The sequence below is a fragment of the Halomonas sp. MMSF_3323 genome (genome assembly GCF_030733595.1).
Taxonomy (GTDB): Bacteria; Pseudomonadota; Gammaproteobacteria; order Pseudomonadales; family Halomonadaceae; genus Halomonas; species Halomonas litopenaei.
The window spans coordinates 96,210-117,438 of record NZ_JASHIT010000011.1 but is presented as its reverse complement, the minus strand read 5'-3'; the positions used below and the strand labels follow the sequence as shown (position 1 = coordinate 117,438).

Genomic DNA, 21,229 nt, shown 5'->3' with positions numbered 1-21,229 from the left:
AAGCGTCAGCTGGCCCAGGCAAGACTGGGAAATCGACGCGGGGCGGTCATGGAGTTTTCCGCGGCCGATACCTGCCTGGATATCCAGGGTTTGACCCTGGCCTATGGCGGCAAGACGGCGCTCAAGGATCTGACCCTGCGCATTCCACGCCATCGGGTCACGGCCTTTATCGGGCCGTCGGGCTGCGGCAAGTCGACGCTGTTGCGCGCCTTGAATCGTCTGCACGACCTTAATGAGGACGTCAGTCGTCACGGCCAGATTCATCTGGACGGCCACGATATCCATGACCCCAGGGTGGCGGTGGCCGAGCTCAGGCGTCGGGTGGGCATGGTGTTTCAGGCACCGAACCCCTTCCCCATGTCTATCTACGACAACGTCGCCTTTGGCCTGCGTCTGCAGGGAGGCTTGAGCAAGCGCCGCATCGACGATGTGGTCGAATGGGCACTGAAGTCGGCGGCGCTGTGGGACGAGGTCAAGGGGCGTCTACGGGCGTCGGCCTGGTCGCTCTCGGGAGGCCAGCAGCAGCGTCTGGTCATCGCCCGGACCCTGGCGGTGGAACCCGAGGTGCTGTTGCTCGACGAGCCGGCCTCGGCCCTGGATCCGATCTCGACGCTGAAGATCGAGGAGCTGATTCGCACACTCAAGCCGCATCTGACCCTGGTGCTGGTGACCCACAACATGCAGCAGGCGGCGCGGGTGTCGGACTATACGGCGTTTTTGCACAACGGTGAGCTGGTGGAGTACGGCCCGACCGACACCCTGTTCACGCATCCGCGCCTGAGGCGCACCGAAAACTACATCACTGGACGCATGGTGGGCTAGCGTCCCGTCCCATGCTTCTTCAGGAGACCTTCATGGATATCACCAGCGATACCCACAGCCAGCACATCTCGAGGCAGTTCAATCATGAGCTCGAGGAACTCAAGACCCACCTGATGGCCATGGGTGGCCTGGTGGAAAAGCAGGTGCAGGATGCCGTCAGTTCGTTGCTCGACGCCGACTCTGCACTGGCCTCTCGTGTGGTCGACAACGACCGCGCGGTCAATGACATGCAGGTCAAGATCGACGACGAGTGCACCCGCGTGCTGGCACGCCGTCAGCCGGCGGCCTCTGACCTGCGACTGGTGCTGGCGGTGATTCGCGCGGCGTCGGATCTCGAGCGTATCGGTGATGAGGCCAGCAAGATCGCGCGCAACGCCATCGAACTGGTCGACGGCAACAACGGCACCCGCGGCTTCGTCGAGGTGCGCAATATCAGCGAGCACGTGCGTCACATGATGCGTGACGCCCTGACCTCCTTCGCGCGTTTCGACACCGAACTGGCGATGCAGGTGGTGCAGGAAGACGAGCGGGTCGACAGCGAGTACCAGAGCGCCATGCGCTCGCTGATGACCTTCATGATGGAGGATGCGCGTTCGATCTCTCCGGTACTGGGCATCATGTGGATCCTGCGCGCGCTGGAGCGTGTCGGCGATCACGCCAACAACCTGGCCGAGTACGTCATCTATCTGGTCAAGGGCCTGGATATCCGTCACATCGACCCTGACGACCTCAACCAGGAACTGCTCGACGACAGCAGCACGTCTTGACCTCGACGCCCTGAGCGGCGTCAATAGGCCGGCCCCGTCAGGGTCGTTGCCTGCACTCTGAGCATCGGGCCATCGTCGAGACGATGGCCCGATGTCGTTGGGGCACTGTCATCTTCAGCCACTGCCAAGGATCGATGTCATGCTGAATGCCCTCGAGGCGGTCCGCCGCGGAACCCGCCTGGTCTATAGCCAGGGCCTGCGTCGTTATGTGTTTCTTCCCATTCTGGTCAACCTGCTGGTCTACGCCGGCATGCTCAGCTACGTGCTCGGTGAGTTCGGTGGCTGGCTCGATAGCTGGATGGCCATGGTGCCGAGCTGGCTGGAATGGCTCGACTGGCTGATCTGGCCGTTGTTTGTGGTCAGCCTCGTGCTGATCGTGTTCTTCAGCTTTACCCTGGTTACCCACCTGATCGCCGCCCCCTTCTACGGCTTCCTGGCGGCCCGGGCCGAGGTCGAGCTGACCGGCCGCGAGCCCATCGATGATCGTGGCTGGCTCAAGACCGGTCTCGACGCCCTGGGCAGGGAGCTGTTGAAGCTGGCCTATATTCTGCCGCGCATGATCGGGCTGTTTATCCTGAGCTGGATTCCGGTGGTCAACCTGATCGCGCCGCTGTTGTGGGCGGCCTTCAGCGCCTGGGTCATGGCGATCACCTACCTCGACTACCCGATGGACAACAACAAGGTCAGCTTCGCCGACATGCGCAAGCGCCTGTCGGCGCGCTGGTGGCCGAGTCTCAGCTTCGGTGGTCTGGTGACCTTGATCACCTGGATCCCGCTGGCCAACCTGTTTCTGATCCCCGGGGCCGTGGCCGGCGCGGTGCTGATGTGGGATCAGCACTATCGGCAGTTGCCGGTGCTACGGCGTTGAGCAGCACTTTCTTTGGACGTACGGGGTTGAGCAGCGCTTTGAGCACCGTTATCGGCGCTGTCGATGGCCGTACGGCGTTGAGCAGCACTTTGAGCACCGCTATCGGCGCTGTCGATGGCCGTACGGCCTCAAAAGGGGAAAGCAGGGAGTCACCATGACGGCGCTGTTGCCTAGTCTTTTGCTCTATACGGCGGCTGCGCTGGCCGAGATCGCCGGCTGCTTCGCGGTGTGGCGCTGGTGGCGGGATGATGCCTCGGCCTGGTGGCTGCTGCCCGCGGTGATGAGTCTGGTGGCCTTCGCCTGGCTGCTTAGTCAGACCGATGCCGACTATGCCGGGCGTGCCTTTGCCGCCTACGGGGGCGTCTATATCGTGGCGTCACTGGGCTGGCTGTGGTGGGTCGAGCAGCGCCTGCCGGATCGCTGGGACCTGATCGGGGGCGCGCTGTGTCTGGCCGGTGCCGCAGTCATCCTGCTGGGGCCCAGGAGCTGATGGGAGCCCGCTCTGTTCGTTCTGGCGGGGCCTAGGCGCTGTCCGAAAAGTCGACGAGCGAAGGTTAGACAAGGCAAAAATCGGTGAGAAAGCGCAGTTTACGGGGTGTAATTGAGCATTTTGACCGGGCTGGCGCACCAGCCGATTTTTAACGCCGTATTACCGAGCGCAGGCACTTTTCAGACAAGCCCTAGTGCACAGCGCCGGCGCGGCCGAGCGCCACAGGGTCGGCCGCTGCCAGCCGGCTCGAGGGAAAGATGCAGCGGAAGGTTGCGCCCTCGCCGAGCCGGGAGTCGATATCCAGGCGTGCCTCGTGGCGCAGCAGCACATGCTTGACGATGGCCAGTCCCAGGCCGGTACCACCGGTGGCGGTGCTGCGGCCCTTGTCGACCCGGTAGAAACGTTCGGTAAGGCGTGGCAGGTGCCTCGGATCGATGCCTTCGCCGTCGTCTTCCACCTCGAGGCAGGCGCCTTCGCCGTAGGCACGCCAGCGTAGCGTGATATGGGCGCCGTCACCGGCGTAGCGCACCGCATTGAAGGCCAGGTTGGAGACTGCGCTGTGCATCTCCTTCTCGCTGCCGGTGAGACTGCGCGATTCTTCGACGACCACCTCGATCTGCTGGCGGCCGCCTGACAATGCCTCGGCGTCGCGCTTGACCGCCTGCAGCAGGGTGGTGGGGTCGAGGCGAACATGGTCGCTGCCGCCCTGGTCGTTCTCGAGTCGTGACAGCAGCAGCAGGTCGTTGACCAGATTCTGCATGCGGCGCGTCTGGCTCTGCATCTGGGCGACCCCCTTGCCCAGGCGCTCCGGCAGCATGCCGGCCATGTCGCTGTAGGTCTCCAGGTAGCCGGTGAGCACGGTCAACGGCGTGCGCAGCTCGTGGGAGACGTTGGCGACGAAGTCGCGGCGCATCTGTTCCAGGCGATGCAGACGGGTGATATCGCGGGCCATGACCAGGCGTTCATCGTCACCGTACAGGGTGATCTGGAACTGCAGGATCATGTTCTCGTCGATGGGGGAGGGCAGGCTCAGCGGTTCGCGGTAGTCACGGGCATTGAAGTAGCCGACGAAGCGCGGGTCGCGCAGCAGGTTGGTGATGTGCTGGCCGCGGTCCAGTGCCGGCTTCAGGCCGAGCATGCGCTCGGCGGAGCTGTTCCACCACTCCAGGTCGCCGTGGCGATCGAGCATCACCACGCTGTCGCGCATCGCCTCGGACGACTCCTGGATACGCTGCAGGGTCGAGCGCAGGCGGCGCTGAGTGATCCGCTGGCCCTTTTGATAGCGATAGAGGCGATCGAACAGCTCGCCCCACAGGCCACTGGCGGTGGGAGGTTCCTGCTGGGGGCGGTGGGTCAGCCAGTCGTGCATCGCGTGCAGGTTGCGCAGGTGATAGCTGAGCCCAAGCGCCAGGCCAAGGCCGATGCCTACGCTGGACAGCGAGAAGGGCCAGCCCAGCAAGGCGCCGAGACCCACCAGCACGGCCAGGCGCCAGACTTCTCGTCTCCACAGACGACCCACGTCAGTTCTCGGCTCCGTTCACCTCATCCCTCCTGGTGCTGCGTTGCGTCGATGGCTCGCTCAGACCTTGGCCGAAAAGCGATAACCGGTACCGCGTACGGTCTGGATCAGTTGCTGATGGGGTTCCCCCAGGGCCTTGCGCAGGCGGCGGATATGCACGTCGACGGTACGTTCTTCCACGTAGACGTTGCCACCCCAGACCTGATCGAGCAACTGGCCACGGGTGTAGGCGCGCTCCTGGTGGGTCATGAAGAACTGCAGCAGGCGATATTCGGTGGGGCCCATGTCCAGTGACTTGCCGTCGACGCTGACGCGATGGCTGACCGGGTCGAGCTTGAGGCCTTCCACCTCCACCGGGTCCTCGACGCCCCGCGGAGTGGCGCGTCGCAGAACTGCCTTGAGTCTGGCCACCAGTTCTCGCGGCGAGAATGGCTTGGTGATGTAGTCGTCGGCGCCGGCTTCGAGGCCCTGGATCTTGTTGTCCTCCTCACCCTTGGCGGTGAGCAGGATGATCGGCAGCTCTGCGGTGGTTTCCTCGCGCTTGAGCCGGCGGGCCAGTTCGATGCCGCTGGTGCCCGGCATCATCCAGTCCAGCAGCAGCAGGTCTGGCTGGTCATCGACGATGATGGCGTGGGCGGCCTGAGCATTGTCCGCCTCGAGCACCCGGTAGTCGGCCATTTCCAGCGCCACCGCGATCATTTCGCGGATCGGGGCTTCGTCATCGACGATCAGTACGGTCTTGGCGGTCATCCCGGGAGCCTCTTGGTCAGGGTCTTACACTCGACGGTGACAAATGACACCACGTCAATGTGACAATTAGATGACATTGTATCCATTGTCGAGCGACCGAGACGGGCATTTCCCTCACCCGAGGGAGGGATAGAGGCTCAGTCCGAGTCCGGCGAACAGCAATAGGCCCGACCAGTGGTTGTTGAGAAAGGCCTGGAAGCAACGGTCGCGGTCACGGCTCTTGATCAGCCGCTGCTGGTGGACAAAGGTCGCGCCCATGGCCAGCCAGCCGAGCCAGAAGAAGCCGCCCAGCGCCAGCAGGCTGCCGGCCCAGGCCAGCAGCCCCAGGGTAGCCAGCTGCAATAGCGCAATGATGCGGGTGTCCCAGCGGCCGAACAGTACCGCGGTGGACTTGATGCCGATCTTGAGGTCGTCGTCGCGGTCGACCATGGCGTATTCGGTGTCGTAGGCCACGGTCCACAGCACGTTGGCGGTAAACAGCAGCCAGGCGACCATCGGGACTTCGCCGAGCACCGCGCCGAAGGCCATCGGAATGGCCCAGGAGAAGGCTGCGCCCAGCACCACCTGGGGGAAGTGGGTGTAGCGTTTCATGAAGGGATAGCTGGCGGCCAGCACCGCTCCGATCAACGACAGCCACACGGTAAAGCCGTTGGTCAGCCAGACCAGCGCGAAGGCCGATCCCAGCAGGCACACGAACAGCACCTTGGCCTCCCGCTCACTGATGCGGCCGGTGGCCAGCGGTCGGTTCTTGGTGCGTTTGACGTGGCCATCGAAGTGGCGATCGGCGTAGTCGTTGACCACGCAGCCCGCCGCCCGCATCAGGTAGACGCCGGCGACGAAGATCAGCAGGGTGTCACGGGCCGGAATGCCCTCGGAGGCCACCCACAGCGCCCACAGGGTCGGCCACATCAACAGCCAGGTACCGATGGGGCGGTCCAGACGCATCAGCGCCAGAAAGTCGGGAATTCGGTTCAGGTATCCAGGGGGACGCAGCAGCGAACGATCCATCGGTTTCTCTCATGCTCTGGCGCAGGTCAGGCGAAAATGAGGCGTAAGCCGGGCAACAGTCGCTCCTCGGAGAAACATCGCCGAGAAGCCTTGGCGCAGCCTAGCGCGAGCCGACGGCCATGACCAGCCAGGCGGCTCGCTCCGAAGTTGGCGACGGAAGGGCGATGGCGGGGTGACAGCCGGTGAGCGACAGCTAGTCAGCCGGTGGCAGAGGCCGACAGCGACAACGCTCGGCCCATGGTCGGCATAAAGCTCTCCTGCACCAGCAGCACCCAGCCGCTGTGACGAAATACCGAGCGGCGTTGCCACAGTCCGGTATAGCCGTGGATCGGCCTGGTGTTACGGCCGATCTGAATGGCGCTGCGCTCGAGATCGGGCTGGCGAAACAGCCAGCTGCCGAGAGAGGTCTCGCCGAGGCCTTCGAAGGGAGCGTCGTGACGCTCGACGATCGGTGCCACGCTGCGCGCCACCACCCAGGGCTCCTCGTCCACGCACAGGGCGACCTCGCGCAGCCAGGCCTGCTCGTCGCTGGCCAGACCCAGCAGGTGGGCCTCGTCAGGCCACGGCAGGCCCTTGGCCTCCGCCAGCAGGCGTACGCGAAAGTGCCCGGCGCCTGCCGCCTCGATCAGGCGTTCTGTCAGGGAGTCCCGCGAGGCCAGCCAGGCGTGCCAGTCAGCGGGCACCGCGATGCCACCGGAGGCCAGCGACACCCAGCCGGGGTCGACGATATCGGCCGCGTCGGCATTCGGCGAAGAGGCTGTGGCTGGCGCGGGATTACCCGGTTCGGACCCCGAGCGCTCCTCCAGGGAGCGGAATGTGGAAGGAAGCTGTGTCATGCGGCCTCGGCAGGGCTGTCGTCACCGGACGGCGGTGCTCCGGTCGGTCGGCGCATAGTGTACCATGTGGCCCAGCACTCACCCGCTGGTGTGGCCCCGTGCGGGCCGGCCCAGCTTCAACAGCGACCGCCCGGCGGTCGTCGGCAGAGTCGAAGGAAGCGATGCAAGGACCCTTGACCATCATCGGTACCGGCATGGCGGGCATAGGCCTGGCACGCCAGGTGCGGGCGCTGGACGCCCACCGACCGATCACCCTGATCAGCGCCGACTCAGGCGATGACTATTCCAAACCGCTGCTGTCCACCGGCTTCGCCAAGGGCCTGGCGGCGGACCGGCTGGCCGCGCGCTCGGCGCTGGAACTGGCCGATCAACTGGGCGCGGTGGTACGTCCCCACACCAGGGTCGATGCCATCGATCTGGCGTCGCGCACCCTGAGCCTGGGCCAGGAACGCCTGCCCTGGTCGGATCTGGTGATTGCCACCGGTGCCAGCCCCGTGGCGCCCTTCGAGATTCCCGATGCCCTGGCCGGACGGGTGTTCTCGATCAATGATCTCGACGACTATCGGCGTTTTTCGGCAGGCCTCGAGGCGCTGGGGCGCCCGGCTCGGGTGGCCATCGTCGGCCTCGGACTGGTCGGCTGTGAATTTGCCAACGATCTGCACGCCGGTGGTCATCGCGTCTGCCTGGTCGGCCCTGAACCCTCGTTGCTGCCCAGGTTGCTGCCCCGGCGGCTGGGTCAGACCCTGAGCCAGGCCTTCATCGAGGCCGGCATCGACGTCATCCATGGCCGTCTGGTGAGCAGGCTCGAAGGTGCCGGTGGTGACATCGGTGTGCACCTCGACGACGGCCATGAGCTGGAGGCGGATATGGTGCTGGTGGCCACCGGTCTGAAGCCGCGCTCTCGGTTGGCGCGAGAGGCCGGTATCGCGACAGATAATGATGCCATCGCCGTCGATCGCTACCTTAAAAGCTCCGATCCTCGTGTTCATGCGCTGGGTGATGTGGCCTCGGTGGACGGTGTCAATGCCATGTACGTGCAGCCGCTGCAGGCTTCAGCCAAGGCGCTGGCTGCGACCCTGTGCGGTCGTCCCACCCAGGTGCGCTACGGCCCCTGGCCGGTGCTGGTCAAGACGCCGCTGCTGCCGGTGGTGGCGCTGCCGCCGATGACCGACAAGGTGCATTGGCGAATCGAGGCCGACGGCGAGGATATCAGCGCCCTGGCCGAGGATGACGAAGGGCGTCTGCAGGGCTTTGCGTTGACGGGAAAATGCGTTCGTCGGAAAGTCGAACTGGCGCGGGCGGCACCGCCGTTGCTAGGCTAGGTTCGTCAACGGCGCGGGTTGTACGCGATACAGCCGTCGTTGAAGGTGCCACCGAGGCAGGGCAATTCTATCGGGGACGACCGCCACGACGTGTGGCTGGCCGGTGTCGTATCGCCGGTTTCGTACCGATGGAAGAGGCAAGGTCCCGTCGGCGGTGGCTCTCGCTAGTCGAAAGACAGTCAGGAAGCGCTGAGCGCACCGTGATGTTCATCGTCGTGGTCAACGATCCTGTTGTCACGGCGCAGGGCCGGGGACTGCCCGTGTGGACACTCGGACAGTGTTTCCATAACAATGATGCCGGTGTCACGGCACCGGAGTATCAAGCCAAACCAGGAGGGCTGTATGCGCAAGCCAGAACTCGCCGCGGCGATTGCCGAGCGTGCCGATCTATCCAAGGACAAGGCCAGCCAGGTGTTGAACGTCATCCTCGACGAAATCACCGGTAGCGTGTCTTCCGGCCAGGACGTGTCGTTGATCGGCTTCGGCACCTTCACCGTGCGCGAGCGTGCCGCCCGCACCGGCAAGAACCCTCAGACGGGCCAGCCGCTGAAGATTCCCGCCAGCAAGACAGTCGCCTTCAAGCCCGGCAAGGGGCTCAAGGACGCAGTCGCCCGCTGAGGTGACGACTACCACCGCCTGTCCTCCAGGCGGTGGATCGATATCGCGGCCCGGTAGCGGGCCGCGCCTACCCGTCGACCGGTGAGGCAACATGACCCTGAGACTGATGCTGTGGCTGCTGGGCGTCATGCTCAAGCGGGCCTTCAAGCGCAAGGCGCGATTCCGCGAACGTCTGCAAGACCGGGGTGGGCTCGACTGGGGCATCGCCACCGAAGATCTGTCCATCGCGCGCCACTATCGCATGCGTCCCACGGGGATCGAGAGTCAGCGCGGACTGCCAGTGGATCTCGATCTGGAACTACGCTTCCAGGACAGTCAGACCGCGATCAAGGTACTCCGGCGCCCCTCCCAGCGCACCTTCCTCGATGCCATGATGGCCGGCCAGCTGCGACTGGTGGGCGACGCCCAGGATCTTGATCGGCTGCAGCGCCTGCTCAAGCACCTGTGACGCACACCTGATTCATACCCGGCCCACGCCTGGCCCACACCCGGTTCACACCTGGCCATAGCGGCCGGCTTCCTCGCCCAGCCAGCGCCTGATCAGTGGCCTGCTGGCCTCCGCTGCCTGCTCGAGCAGGGCATCGGCCAGTGGAGTGATGCGCGGCAACAGGTCGGCATCGCGCTCCAGGTCGGCGATCTTCATCTGGGCCAGCCCCGTCTGGCGGGTGCCCAGCACCTCTCCGGGGCCACGAATCTCGAGGTCCCTCTCGGCGATGCGGAAGCCGTCGGTGGTCTCGCGCATGACCGACAGGCGCTGTTTGGAAGACTCCGACAGCGGCGGATGGTAGAGCAGCACGCAGTAGCTCTCGGTACTGCCGCGCCCCACCCGGCCACGCAGCTGATGCAGCTGCGATAGCCCCAGACGTTCGGGGTTCTCGATGATCATCAGGCTGGCGTTGGGCACGTCGACACCGACCTCGATGACCGTAGTGGCAACCAGCAGGTCCAGCTCGCCGCTCTTGAAGGCGGCCATCGTCTCGGCCTTCTCGGCCGCCTTCATGCGCCCATGGACCAGGCCGACGGCCAGGCCCGGCAGAGCCTCGGTCAGCTCCTCGTGGGTCACCTCGGCGGCCTGGCAGGTCATCGCCTCGGACTCCTCGATCAGGGTGCAGACCCAGTAGGCCTGGCGGCCCTCGTCGCAGGCCGAGCGGATGCGCTGAATCACCTCGGGCCGGCGTTCGTCCGGCACCACAGCGGTGGTCACCGGGGTACGCCCGGGCGGCAGCTCATCGATCACCGAGACGTCCAGGTCGGCGTAGGCGCTCATCGCCAGGGTGCGAGGAATCGGGGTGGCGGTCATCACCAGCTGATGGGGCGTCAGCCCGCCCTGTTCGCCCTTCTCGCGTAGCGCCAGACGCTGATGCACGCCAAAACGGTGCTGTTCGTCGATGATCGCCAGGCCCAGACGAGAGAACACCACATCATCCTGGAAGATGGCGTGGGTGCCGACGATCATGCGCGCTCGACCGTCGGCGATGGCGGCCTTGGTGTCCAGGCGCGCCTTGCCCTTGAGCTTGCCCGACAGCCAGGCCACGTCGATGTCCAGCGGCGCAAACCAGTCGCGGAAGGCGCGGTAATGCTGCTCGGCCAGCAGTTCGGTGGGGGCCATGATGGCGGCCTGGCAGCCGCCGGCGATGGCCGTCAGTGCCGCCATCGCCGCCACCACGGTCTTGCCCGAACCGACGTCGCCCTGGACCAGGCGCAGCATTGGCGCGGGCCTGGCCAGGTCGGCTCCGATCTCGTCGAGCACGCGACGCTGGGCGCCGGTCAACGAAAACGGCAGCTGGGCCAGAAAGCGAGTCTTCAGGCTTCGACCGCTGGGCAGCTCCGGCGCGCCGTCCGACTGAATGCGCAGGCGCACCTCGCGCAGGCTCAACTGGTGGGCCAGCAGCTCTTCCATGGCCAATCGCCGGGTGGCCGGGTGATGCCCGTCGCTTAGCGCCTCGACGTCGCTGTCGGGGGGCGGATGGTGCAGGGTGGCGAGGCTATCGTGCAGCGAGGCCAGGCCGAAGCGCTGACGCAGGTTTTCCGGCAGGTAGTCCGGCAGCGCCTCGGGGGTCTCTTCGAGCAGCGTCATGGCCTGGTCGATCAGCGCCCGCAGACGTGCCTGGGCAAGCCCCTCGGTGGTGGGGTAGATCGGTGTCAGGTGGTCTTCCACCGGCGGTTCACTGCCACCGATCAGACGATATTCCGGGTGGTAGATCTCCAGACCGGTCGCGCCGGCGCGGGCCTCGCCAAAGGCGCGCACCCGCACGCCGGGGCGAAACTGCTGCTGCTGCGCCGGCGAGAAGTGGAAGAAGCGCAGGCTGAGGATGCCGCTGCCGTCACGTAGTCGTACCAGCAGGCTGCGGCGGCGACCGCGGACCACGTCGGCGGCGGATACCTCACCCTCGACCACCGCCTCGTGTCCCCCTCGCAGGGTGGCGATAGGGGTGATCCGGGTGCGGTCCTGGTAGCGCAACGGCAGGTGAAACAGCAGGTCCTCGATTCGCTCCACCTTGAGCCGGGCCAGCTTCAGGGCCAGCGCCTCGCCGACCCCCTTGAGCGTCGTGACCGGGTCCGCCAGCCCGCTCACGGAGTCTCCGATTCGGCGGCGCGGCAGCGCGCGATGGCTTCGGTCACCGCATCGATGGCCTTGGGCCGGGGAAAGCTGGCGCGCCAAGCGATCGCCACGGTACGTCCGGGGGGGGCTGTGAAGGGGCGGCTGATCAGCATGCCGCTCTCGTAGTGGCTGGTGCCGATGGCCGAGCGTGGCAGCACCGTGATGCCGAGTCCCGAGGCCACCATATGGCGGATGGTCTCGAGCGATCCGCCTTCGGCGGTGAGGGTATTGTTGGGGCTGTTGAGCTTGTGGCTGATCGCCGGGCAGGCCTCGAGGATCTGGTCGCGGAAGCAGTGGCCTTCGCCCAGCAACAGCAGGCGTTCATCGAGGAGGTCTTCCTTGGCGATGGTCTCGCGCTCGGCCCAGGGATGCTCCGCCGGCAGCAGCACCTCGAAGTCTTCCTTGTAGAGCGGCTTGGTGACGACGTCGGTCTCGGTGAACGGCAGCGCCACGATGATGGCGTCGAGCTCGCCATTTCTGAGCTTGCGGCGCAGCCCGCCGGTAAAGCCTTCCTCGATGTACAGCGGCATCTGGGGCGCGCCGCGGGTCAGCTCCGGGATCAGGTGCGGGAACAGATAGGGCCCGATGGTATAGATCGCACCGATACGCAAGGGGCTTGCCAACTGGTCCCGGCCGGCGGTGGCCAGTTCCTTGATGGCGCTGCTTTGCTCCAGTACGCGCTGGGCCTGTTCGACGATCTTTTCGCCGAGGGGTGTGACCTGTACCGTGGACTTGGAGCGCTCGAACAGGGCAACCTCCAGCTCCTCTTCCAGCTTCTTCACCGCCACCGAGAGGGTCGGCTGGGAGACGAAACAGCGCTCGGCGGCGCGGCCAAAGTGGCGCTCCTGAGCCAAGGTTACGATATAGCGGAGTTCTGTTAGAGTCATGATGGTGCCGATCGGCATCCTCTATCCGGGGTATTGATCGAGGCGCCAGACGCTGGACGCGCGGGTCTCCGGGCCGGAGCCTCATAGGGATTTTATATCAGGGGGACGCGGTAAAGGTGAAGACAACGACACTGATTGTTGGTTGTGGCGACATTGGCATAACGCTGGGACGCGAGCTGCTCGCCAGTGGACACCGGGTGATCGGCGCGCGTCGCCGGCCCGAGCGCCTGGCGGATTCGGGTATCGAAGGCGTCAAGGTCGATCTTGCCGACCCCGAGACGCTGGCTGAACTGCCCGATGCCGACATCCTGGTCTACGTGGTCAGCGCCGACCGCTTCGAGGAGGAAGCCTATCGCGCCGCCTACCCCGAGGGCCTGAAGGCGGTACTGGCGACCATGACCACCCGTGACAAGGCGCCTCGCCACGTGTTCTTCGTGTCCTCCACCAGCGTCTACGCCCAGCGCGACGGCGAGGTGGTGGACGAGACCAGCCCGGCTGAACCCACCGGCTTCTCCGGTGTGCTGATGCGAGAGGCCGAGCAGGCGTTGATCGAACATGATCTGCCCGGCAGCGTGGTGCGTTTCTCCGGCATCTACGGCCCTGGGCGTGACCGCCTGATCCGCCAGGTGGGCGAGGGCCGCATCGCGCCGGCGTCGCCGACCATGTACTCCAACCGTATCCACCGCGATGACTGCGCCGGGGTGCTGGCCCATCTGATCGGCAAGGCGCTGGAGGGAGCCACCCTCGAGCCCCTGTACCTGGCCAGTGACACCGAGCCGGCCCCGCTCAACGAGGTAATGACCTGGCTGGCGAAACAGCTCAAGGTGGAATGTACCGAAACCATCCAGTCACCGCTGCGTCGCAGGGCCAGCAAGCGCTGCGACTCCAGCCTGCTGATCGACAGCGGGTATCGCTTCCGTTACCCGACCTTCCGCGACGGCTATACCCAGGTGCTGAAGGAAGGCGGTTTTCTCAAGGCCGGCGTGGTGGAGTAAGGCTGGCGTCGAGCACCGGATCGACGAGGGTTTCAAAAGGTCCGACAGCGCAAGGCCGGCAACGGAAAACTGCCGGCCAGATAGCAGAAAAAGCCCGCAACAAGGTTGCGGGCTTTTTCTTAGCGACTTTTTCTTGCGGACTTTTTTGCGGTAGTGGCAACGCAGAGGCGATCGCTTGCCCCGTCTTGTTCAGGACGAACGGGAGTCACCGCTAAAAATGGCATGACAAGATAGTGCAGCGCACGTCTTGTCCGATAAAAGCGTATTCGTTTTGGTGTCGCGAGTGCGCCGAATGCATCGCCAGGGTCTGACCCTTGTCGGTCACATCCCGCAAGGCTTCAGTAGGCAAGGCGCCAGTTGAGCGCATACAGCTCGAAGCCATCGTTGGGCTCCTTGATACTGGCGTTGGAGTAGTGGGTGGCACTGATCGAAAGATCGCCGTAGGGGCCCATCCGTAGACCCAGGGCGAGACGATCCTCGAACTGGAAGGAGCTCCCCAGATCACGGTCCTCGATATGGGTGTCAATAAAGGCCGAGGCACCGATGCCGCCTTCCACGAAGACGTGGTCCCAGCTGTAGCGCAGCGCAGGACGCAGGTAGAAGGCCTGGTTGGCGCTACGGTCGTCGCCTTCGAACAGGATCACCCCGGTGCCCAGGCGCAGGTCCAGTGAGGGATGATAGCGACTCAGGTCGAAGGTCCAGTCATAGCCCAGATCCAGTGCCCCGGTGCCCTCGCTGGTGGAGCCGAGGCCGAGGGTGGGGCCTGCCGTGGCGGTAGAGGCGAGTCCCATGAGCAGGCAGCAGGCCAGCGGGCGGGCGAGTGAGGTAGTCATGGCGATTCCCCTATCCTTGTTGTGTCCTCGGGTCGTGAATCCGGCTGGCCCGAGCGCTGTTCGTTATTGTCTTTTGCAAATGGCTTTCGACACTGGCATTCGCACTCGTGCCACTGTCGCGTCTTGCCCGGATATCGTTGACGTTGCTGTGCTGTAATACGCTAGTCCCGGGTCCCACCATCGTTCGTGATTCAGGTCACATTCTTCTGCATAGCCGTGAGGTTTCTGCACAGCGGAAAAGCTCTTGTCGATGGGCCAACCCCAGGTAGATCGGTCAACAGGCAGACCCTCCGGGTGTACGAAAGGTGGTGTTCCTGTGCCTGGCCGGAGCCTACGCTCAAGGGTGCCACTATCGGTCAGATGGCAGAGCTACCCATACCGAGTTATCGACTGGATGCCAGCGTGGTATATCGGCTGCCTTCATGACTAATTGATGACTGTATTAGTTGAATTGAAGTATAAGGCCAGCAGAAACAATCTTCTGATAAAGGTTGTGCTGATTGAGTCATCGCACTACGCAGTAACGATACATGGGGACGAAATTGCTGCGGTTGGTGGGGCAGGCCCCATCGGGTGAGCTGTCGCGACAGGTCGCTCTGCAGCTTGAGAAGGGAGTCGGGGGGAGAGGAAGGACCGATCCAGACGATGCCGGGCCGGTGGAAGTAGCCTACGTGGTCGAGGGTCAGCCGACCGGGCGCACAGGGGTAGCGCTGGACCCAGCGACGCAGCTTCAAGGCGGTGGTGTCGCTCTGCTCACCGAGGAAGGCCAGCGTCAGATGAAGGTTGTCGTCGGGGATGCGGCGCCCGCCCAGTTCGGCGTGCAGCCGGTCGGCCAGCCCGCCGAGGCGTTGGCGCAGCGCAGTCGGCGGCGTGAGCGCAAGAAACAGTCGCATCCCCGGGTTGCCCAGGCAGGGAGCGAGGCCGGAAATCCAGACGCCTCGGGCCCTGACCTCAGGCTCCGTCCATCAGTCGCCGATGACCATTACCGCCTCGGCTTCGAACTGGGCGCCCTTGGGCAGGGCCTTGACGCCGACCGCGGCACGCGCCGGGTACGGCTTGGTGAAGACCTCTTCCATCACCTTGTTGACGGTGGCGAAGTTGTCCAGGTCGATCAGGTAGAGGTTGAGCTTGACGATGTCCTGCAGCGTGCCTGCGGCCTCTTCACACACCGCCTTGAGGTTGGTGAAGACCTGGCGCGCCTGGGCCTCGAAGTCGTCGGAAACCAGCTCCATGGTGGCCGGGTCCAGCGGAATCTGGCCAGACATGTAGACGGTGTTGCCGGCCTTGATGGCTTGGGCGTAGGGGCCGATGGCGGCGGGCGCCTGGTCGGTGTTGATGACAGCCTTGTTGCTCATTGTTGACTCCTGATGTCGTGTCAGCGGCAAATAGCAACACCACCACCAGGGCCGTCATCGGGATGACGGCCCTGGCGTCGGGGCTCAATTGCCAAGTCGAGAGATCTTGCCGATATGCGAAAGGTTACGCAGTCGTTTGATGATGCGTGCCAGATGGGTCCGATTACGCACAGAAAGTGTCAGATTGACGATCGAGAGGCGGGCGTCACGCTCCTCGATGCCGATGCGCTCGATATTGGCGTCGGCGTCGGTGATCAGGCCGGCCAGCTCGGCCACCAGGCCGCGACGACTTTCGACCTCGAGGCGAAGCGCCACGGGGAAGTCCTCGTCGATGGTGTCCGACCAGTTGAGCGTCAGCAGCTTCTCCGGGTCGCTCTTCAATTCCTGCAGGTTGCGGCACTCGGAGCGGTGTACCACGATGCCCTTGCCCACCGACAGATGGCCGATGATCGGGTCTCCCGGCAGCGGGTGGCAGCAGCGGGCAAACTTGATCACCATGCCTTCGACGCCGCTGATGGTGACCCTGGAGCTGTCCTCGGCGGCCTCGCTATGGGAAATTCGCTCGCCACGGTGCAGTTCCACCAGGCGACGGGCGATCACCTGGGTCATGCGATTGCCAAGGCCAATGGCTTCGAGCAGGGCGGATTCGCTCTGCAGCTCCATCTCCTTGAGCAGTCGTGCCATGACGTCTTCGCCGACGTCCTCCAGATGCACGCCAAACTCGCCCAGCGCCTTGGTCAGCAGGCGGCGTCCCAGCTGTACCGCTTCGGTATGCTGCTGATGCTTGAGCGCATGGCGGATGGCCGAACGCGCCTTGGCGGTAACGACGAAATTGAGCCAGGCGAGGTTCGGCTTGCCGCCCGGAGAGGTGATGATCTCCAGCGTCTGGCCGCTCTCCAGGCGCGATGACAGCGGGGCCAGATGGCGGTCGATGCGACAGGCGATGCAGGTGTTGCCGATCTCGGTGTGCACGGCGTAGGCGAAGTCGATCACGGTGGCGCCCTGCGGCAGCTCCATGATGTCGCCTTTCGGCGTGAACACGTAGATATCATCGGGGAACAGGTCGTTCTTGACGTGTTCGATGAACTCCAGCGAATCGCCGGCATGGCGCTGCATCTCGAGCAGCCCCTTGACCCATTCCCGGGCCCTGGCGCGGCTGCCTTCGGCGATCGGGTGGGAAGTCTGCCCGGCCTTGTACAGCCAGTGGGCGGCGATACCGTTGTTGGCCATCGCCTCCATTTCCCGGGTACGGATCTGGACCTCGATGGGCATGCCGCTGTTGCCGAACAGGGTAGTATGCAGGCTCTGGTAGCCGTTGGCCTTGGGGATGGCGATGTAGTCCTTGAAGCGCCCCGGGACTGGCTTGTAGAGATTGTGCACCATGCCGAGGATGCGATAGCAGCTGTCGACGTCGTCGGCGATGATGCGAAAGCCGAACACGTCCATGATTTCGGCGAAGGACTTACGCTGGTCGCGCATCTTGCGATAGATCGACAGCAGGTGCTTCTGGCGCCCGATCACCGTGCCCTTGAGCTCGTGCTCGTCGAGCCGGGTCTGCAGCGCATTCTGCACCTGACGGATGGCCGAGCGACGGTTGCCTCTGGCGCTGGCCACGGCGCGCTTGATGCGTTCGGCGCGCATCGGGTGGATGGCCTGGAACGACAGGTCCTCCAGCTCGACCCTGATGGTATTGATGCCGAGGCGGCTGGCCACCCTGGCATAGATCTCGAGCGTCTCCCGGGCGATGCGGCGCTTCTTGTCCGGGCGCAGCGCGCCCAGGGTACGCATGTTGTGCAGCCGGTCGGCCAGCTTGACGATGATTACCCGGATATCCCGGGACATCGCCATGACCATCTTCTGGAAGTTTTCCGCCTGGGCGACGGCCTTGTCCTCGAAGGTGATCTGGGTGAGCTTCGAGACGCCGTCGACCAGTTCGGCCACGGCTTCGCCGAACTGCCCGGCGAGGGCATCCTTGGAGACCCCGGTATCCTCGATGACGTCGTGCAGCATGGCCGCCATCAGGCTCTGATGGTCCATGTGCATGTTGGCGAGGATATTGGCCACCGCCAGCGGGTGGGTCACATAGGGTTCGCCGGAGCGACGACGCTGGCCGTCGTGGGCCTGTTCGGCATAATAGAAGGCACGCCTGACCTGCTGGATTTCCTCGGCGGGCAGATAGCCTCCGAGTCGGTCAGACAGATCGTCGATCGTGAACATGTGGCGTGCCCTGACTGCGTGATGAGAGGTCCGAAGGGCGACCCGCGGCCGCCTTCGGCACGATCATTCCTCGGAGGGCGAGGCCTGGTACTCGGGACGGAAGCGGCTGGGCGCCTCGACCGGCTCGTCCAGCACGCTGTGGTCGATCAGGCCCTCGGCGATCTCGCGCAGCGCCATGACCGTGGGCTTGTCGTTTTCCCAGGGAAGCAGCGCGTCGCGTGAGCCACGGGCCAGCTGCCGGGAGCGCTGGGTGGAAATCATCACCAGCTTGAAACGGTTCTCGACGTGTTCCAGACAATCTTCGACAGTAACTCGCGCCATTGGGCCCTTCCTGATCTGACAGACGGTGTGTCGGGCAGGTGCTGGCCTTTCGCGGTCGGCGAGACGGACTGTGCCCCCGTCGACGATTGCGCCCGGGGGTTGCACCTGCGAAGTGACAGGCTAGATTACTCGAGTCACGCCGCCTGTGACAAGACGCCGGGGTCTGGTTGCAGCGCCGAAAAGCGAGCCGTGGGAGCCGTGGGTTGCCCGCGCTCCTCGGCGACTTGCCTTTGATAGCGTGTTCTAGTCGGACAGAAGCGCCTCGAGCAGCGGGGCATGGCGCTGGCCAAGGCGTGGTGTGGCCAGGCGCTGGCTCACTACCAGGGCGCGCAGCTCGTCCAGGGCGGTGGTGAAGTCGTCGTTGATGACCAGGAAGTCGTATTCGCTGTAGTGGGACATTTCGCTGACCGCCTCACGCATGCGCGCGCTGACCACCTGATGGTCGTCGGTGCCGCGGCTCGACAGGCGGCGTTCAAGCTCTTCCCGCGAAGGCGGCAGGATGAACACCGAGACAGCCTCTGGCATCTGCTCGCGAACCTGGCGGGCGCCTTGCCAGTCGATCTCCAGGATCACGTCCTGACCGGCGGCCAGCAGTGTCTCCACTGCGCTGCGCGAGGTGCCGTAGCAGTTGTCGAAGACCCGAGCGTGCTCGAAGAAGTCACCCTGCTCGATCATCGCCTCGAAGGTGGCCATGTCGACGAAGTGGTAGTTCACGCCGTCGACCTCGCCCGGGCGCATGGGGCGGGTAGTGTGGGAGACCGAGACCTGAATGCCGTCGAGACCCTCGATCAATTCACGCACCAGGCTGGTCTTGCCGGCGCCGGAAGGGGCAGAAACGATAAACAGCGTACCTTGGGACATGGGCGGGGTCTTCACTTGGAGGCCTTGGGGATCGTGCGCCGTTCGCGGGCGACTTCGCGGGCGACAAGGTGGCGAAGTATGGCACAGTTGGGCCTGGGCCTGCATCCGCCCAGGCTGACCCGCGACGTCGCTCGGTGGGGCCATCGCTCCCCCTGGACTCTCCGTGAATTCCCCCTGAACTCCCGTGAAAAAGCGCCGTGGAGAGGGAAACAGGACCGCCTGGGCGTGCGGCGAGATCGGAAAAAGGCAAGCCGATGGCGGCGGTGGATCCGGGGAGCGTCAATCAGCCGGGGCGGAACAACGTCCGAGCATGGGCAAGGGAGCATAAGACATGAGAGGAACAGCCTGGCGGGCGGCATTGACGGGGGTGCTGATCCGGCTGGTGGCACGGCTGGTGACGGCGCCCAGGCCGATCTGGTCGGGAGTCGCGCCGGTGGCACGTCAGCGGCTGTACTTTGCCAATCACTCGAGTCATGGCGACTTCGTGCTGATCTGGACCACCCTGCCACCGCGCCTGCGGGCGCGCACCCGCCCCGTGGCGGGCGCCGATTACTGGCTGGCGTCACGGCTGCGGCGCTTTCTGATCCACGACGTCTTCAAGGGGGTGCTGGTCGACCGCCAGCGCAAGCCCGGCCAACCTGACCCCCTGGCGGTGCTGCGTGAGGCGCTCGACGGCGGCGACTCGCTGATCCTGTTTCCCGAGGGCACCCGCAATACCGATGACAAGGGCCTTTTGCCGTTCAAACCGGGGCTCTACCACCTGGCCTGCGACTATCCCGAGGTAGAACTGGTGCCGGTATGGATCGATAACCTCAATCGGGTGCTGCCCAAGGGAGAGGTGGTACCGCTGCCGCTGCTATGCACGCTCAACTACGGCGAGCCGCTGGCTCGGATAGAGGGCGAGGACAAGGCCGATTTTCTCGCCCGGGCGAAGCGGGCGCTGCAGGCGCTGGCGCCGGCCGGGGCCAGCGTTCCCAGCGACCCCGTGTCTCCCGACACCGCGCCACCTGACACCACGCATCCAGGTTCTACCACCCCTGGCTCTACCACCCCAGCTAACACCACCCCAGACACCACCACCCCAGACACCGCGCATCTAGGTTCTACCACCCCAGCTAACAGCACCCCAGGCTCCGCCACCGAGGCATCTGGCCCCAGGGAGGGGGCGCCGAATGACTGATATCGTGATTCCCGCCGGTCTCGGCACCCTGCTCGCCGCCATCGTCGGGATCTTGCTGGTGGCCAGTAGCGTTGGCTTCGTACTGGCCCGCCGCTATTCGCCCGAGGGCGAAAACGAAGTGATCGAGAACCTCAACCAGCGCATCCGCTCCTGGTGGATCATGACGCTGTTGATGGGTATCGCCCTGCTCGGCGGCAGGACCGGGGTGGTGCTGTTGTTTGCCTTCGCCTCGTTTTCCGCGTTGCGCGAGTTCATCGGCCTGGTGCCGTCACGACGGGCCGATCACTGGGCCCTGGCGCTGGTGTTCTTCGTGGTGCTGCCGGTGCAGTACCTGTTCATCTGGCACCAGTACTACGGCATGTACTCGATCTTCATTCCGGTCTACGCCTTTCTGCTGTTGCCGGTGGTGGCGGCCCTGAGAGGAGATAGCCAGGGCTTTCTCGAGCGGGTCAGCGAGGTCCAGTGGGCGCTGATGGTGTGCGTCTTCTGCGTATCCCACGTGCCTGCGCTGTTGAGCCTGGAAATCCCCGGCTACGAGGGGCGCAACGTGCTGCTGATCGCCTTTCTGATCGTGGTGGTGCAGCTCAGCGATGTCCTGCAGTACGTCTGGGGCAAGCTGCTCGGACGCCGGCGTATCGCCCCCCGGCTATCGCCCTCCAAGACCCTGGAAGGCTTCCTCGGTGGGGTAGCCAGTGCCACCCTGGTCGGCGCCGGGTTGGCCTGGATGACCCCCTTTTCCATGGGCCAGGCGGCGCTGTTGGCGCTGATGATCGTGCTGCTCGGCTTCGTCGGGGGACTGGTGATGTCGGCGATCAAGCGCGATCGCGGGATCAAGGACTGGGGGCACCTGATCGAGGGGCATGGCGGCTTTATCGATCGTCTGGATTCGGTGATCTTCTCGGCACCGATCTTCTTCCACGTGGTGCGCTACTTCTGGTCGGTGGCATGAGGCCCTGGTGGCGTCACAGCGCAATGCAT

22 protein-coding genes are annotated in these 21,229 nt (G+C 64.7%); 10 read left to right on the top strand and 12 right to left on the bottom strand.

What is annotated here, in order from left to right:
* Positions 1 to 48 precede the first annotated feature (48 nt).
* The 4 genes from pstB (at position 49) to RBB39_RS07775 (ending at position 2,947) form a co-directional block, all read left to right on the top strand.
* Complete coding sequence (pstB, locus tag RBB39_RS07790; protein WP_045994491.1) at positions 49 to 822, top strand: phosphate ABC transporter ATP-binding protein PstB; 774 nt, start codon at positions 49 to 51, stop codon at positions 820 to 822.
* A 32-nt stretch (positions 823 to 854) separates the two neighbouring features.
* Positions 855 to 1,589, top strand: a complete 735-nt coding sequence (gene phoU, locus RBB39_RS07785; RefSeq protein WP_045994487.1) for a phosphate signaling complex protein PhoU — start codon at positions 855 to 857, stop codon at positions 1,587 to 1,589.
* 139 nt (positions 1,590 to 1,728) lie between these two features.
* A complete protein-coding gene (cysZ, locus tag RBB39_RS07780) occupies positions 1,729 to 2,457 on the top strand; it encodes a sulfate transporter CysZ (protein ID WP_045994488.1) in 729 nt (242 codons plus the stop codon).
* Between the two features lie 154 nt (positions 2,458 to 2,611).
* The gene (locus RBB39_RS07775; RefSeq protein ID WP_204248991.1) at positions 2,612 to 2,947 is read left to right on the top strand and encodes a YnfA family protein; all 336 of its coding nucleotides are present in this window, start codon (positions 2,612 to 2,614) and stop codon (positions 2,945 to 2,947) included.
* Between the two features lie 190 nt (positions 2,948 to 3,137).
* On the opposite strand, the gene phoR is transcribed toward RBB39_RS07775, so the two are convergent.
* From phoR to RBB39_RS07755, 4 genes are all read right to left on the bottom strand, one after another.
* Entirely contained in the window at positions 3,138 to 4,466 is a 1,329-nt protein-coding gene (phoR, locus tag RBB39_RS07770; protein WP_045991648.1) for a phosphate regulon sensor histidine kinase PhoR, read from the bottom strand.
* 60 nt (positions 4,467 to 4,526) lie between these two features.
* The gene (gene phoB / locus RBB39_RS07765) at positions 4,527 to 5,216 is read right to left on the bottom strand and encodes a phosphate regulon transcriptional regulator PhoB (RefSeq protein WP_045991649.1); all 690 of its coding nucleotides are present in this window, start codon (positions 5,214 to 5,216) and stop codon (positions 4,527 to 4,529) included.
* A gap of 114 nt (positions 5,217 to 5,330) precedes the next feature.
* On the bottom strand, positions 5,331 to 6,224 hold the full coding sequence (gene ubiA, locus RBB39_RS07760) for a 4-hydroxybenzoate octaprenyltransferase (protein WP_045991650.1): 894 nt from the start codon (positions 6,222 to 6,224) through the stop codon (positions 5,331 to 5,333).
* A 197-nt stretch (positions 6,225 to 6,421) separates the two neighbouring features.
* Positions 6,422 to 7,060, bottom strand: coding sequence for a chorismate lyase (locus tag RBB39_RS07755; protein ID WP_083970230.1), 639 nt, complete (start codon positions 7,058 to 7,060; stop codon positions 6,422 to 6,424).
* Positions 7,061 to 7,221: 161 nt separating this feature from the next.
* On the opposite strand from RBB39_RS07755, the gene RBB39_RS07750 reads away from it, so the two are divergent.
* The 3 genes from RBB39_RS07750 to RBB39_RS07740 all read left to right on the top strand — a co-directional run bounded on the left by RBB39_RS07750 (position 7,222) and on the right by RBB39_RS07740 (position 9,448).
* A complete protein-coding gene (locus tag RBB39_RS07750) occupies positions 7,222 to 8,382 on the top strand; it encodes an FAD-dependent oxidoreductase (RefSeq protein WP_045991651.1) in 1,161 nt (386 codons plus the stop codon).
* Between the two features lie 342 nt (positions 8,383 to 8,724).
* Positions 8,725 to 9,000 carry an HU family DNA-binding protein gene (locus RBB39_RS07745; RefSeq protein ID WP_045991652.1) on the top strand — a complete coding sequence of 92 codons (276 nt, stop codon included), beginning with the start codon at positions 8,725 to 8,727 and terminating at the stop codon, positions 8,998 to 9,000.
* A 91-nt stretch (positions 9,001 to 9,091) separates the two neighbouring features.
* Positions 9,092 to 9,448, top strand: a complete 357-nt coding sequence (locus RBB39_RS07740; protein WP_045991653.1) for a hypothetical protein — start codon at positions 9,092 to 9,094, stop codon at positions 9,446 to 9,448.
* 45 nt (positions 9,449 to 9,493) lie between these two features.
* Here the strand turns inward: RBB39_RS07740 and recG are convergent, their stop codons facing one another.
* Both recG and RBB39_RS07730 read right to left on the bottom strand, forming a co-directional pair.
* Positions 9,494 to 11,575 (bottom strand): ATP-dependent DNA helicase RecG, encoded by a 2,082-nt coding sequence (recG, locus tag RBB39_RS07735; protein WP_045991654.1) that lies wholly within the window; start codon positions 11,573 to 11,575, stop codon positions 9,494 to 9,496.
* Positions 11,572 to 12,489 carry a hydrogen peroxide-inducible genes activator gene (locus tag RBB39_RS07730; protein WP_045991697.1) on the bottom strand — a complete coding sequence of 306 codons (918 nt, stop codon included), beginning with the start codon at positions 12,487 to 12,489 and terminating at the stop codon, positions 11,572 to 11,574. Before RBB39_RS07730 ends, recG begins: the two co-directional genes overlap by 4 nt.
* A gap of 116 nt (positions 12,490 to 12,605) precedes the next feature.
* Here RBB39_RS07730 and RBB39_RS07725 point away from each other — a divergent pair, with 116 nt between their 5' ends.
* The gene (locus tag RBB39_RS07725; protein ID WP_045991655.1) at positions 12,606 to 13,484 is read left to right on the top strand and encodes an SDR family oxidoreductase; all 879 of its coding nucleotides are present in this window, start codon (positions 12,606 to 12,608) and stop codon (positions 13,482 to 13,484) included.
* Between the two features lie 338 nt (positions 13,485 to 13,822).
* Here the strand turns inward: RBB39_RS07725 and RBB39_RS07720 are convergent, their stop codons facing one another.
* The 6 genes from RBB39_RS07720 to gmk all read right to left on the bottom strand — a co-directional run bounded on the left by RBB39_RS07720 (position 13,823) and on the right by gmk (position 19,071).
* Positions 13,823 to 14,317, bottom strand: coding sequence for an acyloxyacyl hydrolase (locus RBB39_RS07720; protein ID WP_052704262.1), 495 nt, complete (start codon positions 14,315 to 14,317; stop codon positions 13,823 to 13,825).
* Positions 14,318 to 14,700: 383 nt separating this feature from the next.
* Positions 14,701 to 15,210, bottom strand: a complete 510-nt coding sequence (thpR, locus tag RBB39_RS07715; protein ID WP_083970231.1) for an RNA 2',3'-cyclic phosphodiesterase — start codon at positions 15,208 to 15,210, stop codon at positions 14,701 to 14,703.
* Between the two features lie 72 nt (positions 15,211 to 15,282).
* Positions 15,283 to 15,672, bottom strand: a complete 390-nt coding sequence (locus RBB39_RS07710; RefSeq protein ID WP_045991656.1) for a RidA family protein — start codon at positions 15,670 to 15,672, stop codon at positions 15,283 to 15,285.
* Between the two features lie 84 nt (positions 15,673 to 15,756).
* On the bottom strand, positions 15,757 to 17,889 hold the full coding sequence (locus RBB39_RS07705) for a bifunctional (p)ppGpp synthetase/guanosine-3',5'-bis(diphosphate) 3'-pyrophosphohydrolase (protein ID WP_045991657.1): 2,133 nt from the start codon (positions 17,887 to 17,889) through the stop codon (positions 15,757 to 15,759).
* 63 nt (positions 17,890 to 17,952) lie between these two features.
* On the bottom strand, positions 17,953 to 18,210 hold the full coding sequence (rpoZ, locus tag RBB39_RS07700) for a DNA-directed RNA polymerase subunit omega (protein ID WP_045991658.1): 258 nt from the start codon (positions 18,208 to 18,210) through the stop codon (positions 17,953 to 17,955).
* A gap of 243 nt (positions 18,211 to 18,453) precedes the next feature.
* Positions 18,454 to 19,071 (bottom strand): guanylate kinase, encoded by a 618-nt coding sequence (gene gmk, locus RBB39_RS07695; protein WP_045991659.1) that lies wholly within the window; start codon positions 19,069 to 19,071, stop codon positions 18,454 to 18,456.
* A gap of 331 nt (positions 19,072 to 19,402) precedes the next feature.
* On the opposite strand from gmk, the gene RBB39_RS07690 reads away from it, so the two are divergent.
* Together RBB39_RS07690 and RBB39_RS07685 are read left to right on the top strand one after the other, a co-directional pair.
* Positions 19,403 to 20,251, top strand: a complete 849-nt coding sequence (locus RBB39_RS07690; protein WP_287163689.1) for a 1-acyl-sn-glycerol-3-phosphate acyltransferase — start codon at positions 19,403 to 19,405, stop codon at positions 20,249 to 20,251.
* Positions 20,244 to 21,200: a phosphatidate cytidylyltransferase gene (locus RBB39_RS07685; protein ID WP_287163690.1), complete on the top strand. Its 957-nt coding sequence runs from the start codon at positions 20,244 to 20,246 to the stop codon at positions 21,198 to 21,200. The genes RBB39_RS07690 and RBB39_RS07685 overlap by 8 nt, the downstream gene beginning before the upstream one ends.
* The last annotated feature ends 29 nt before the right edge of the window (positions 21,201 to 21,229 follow it).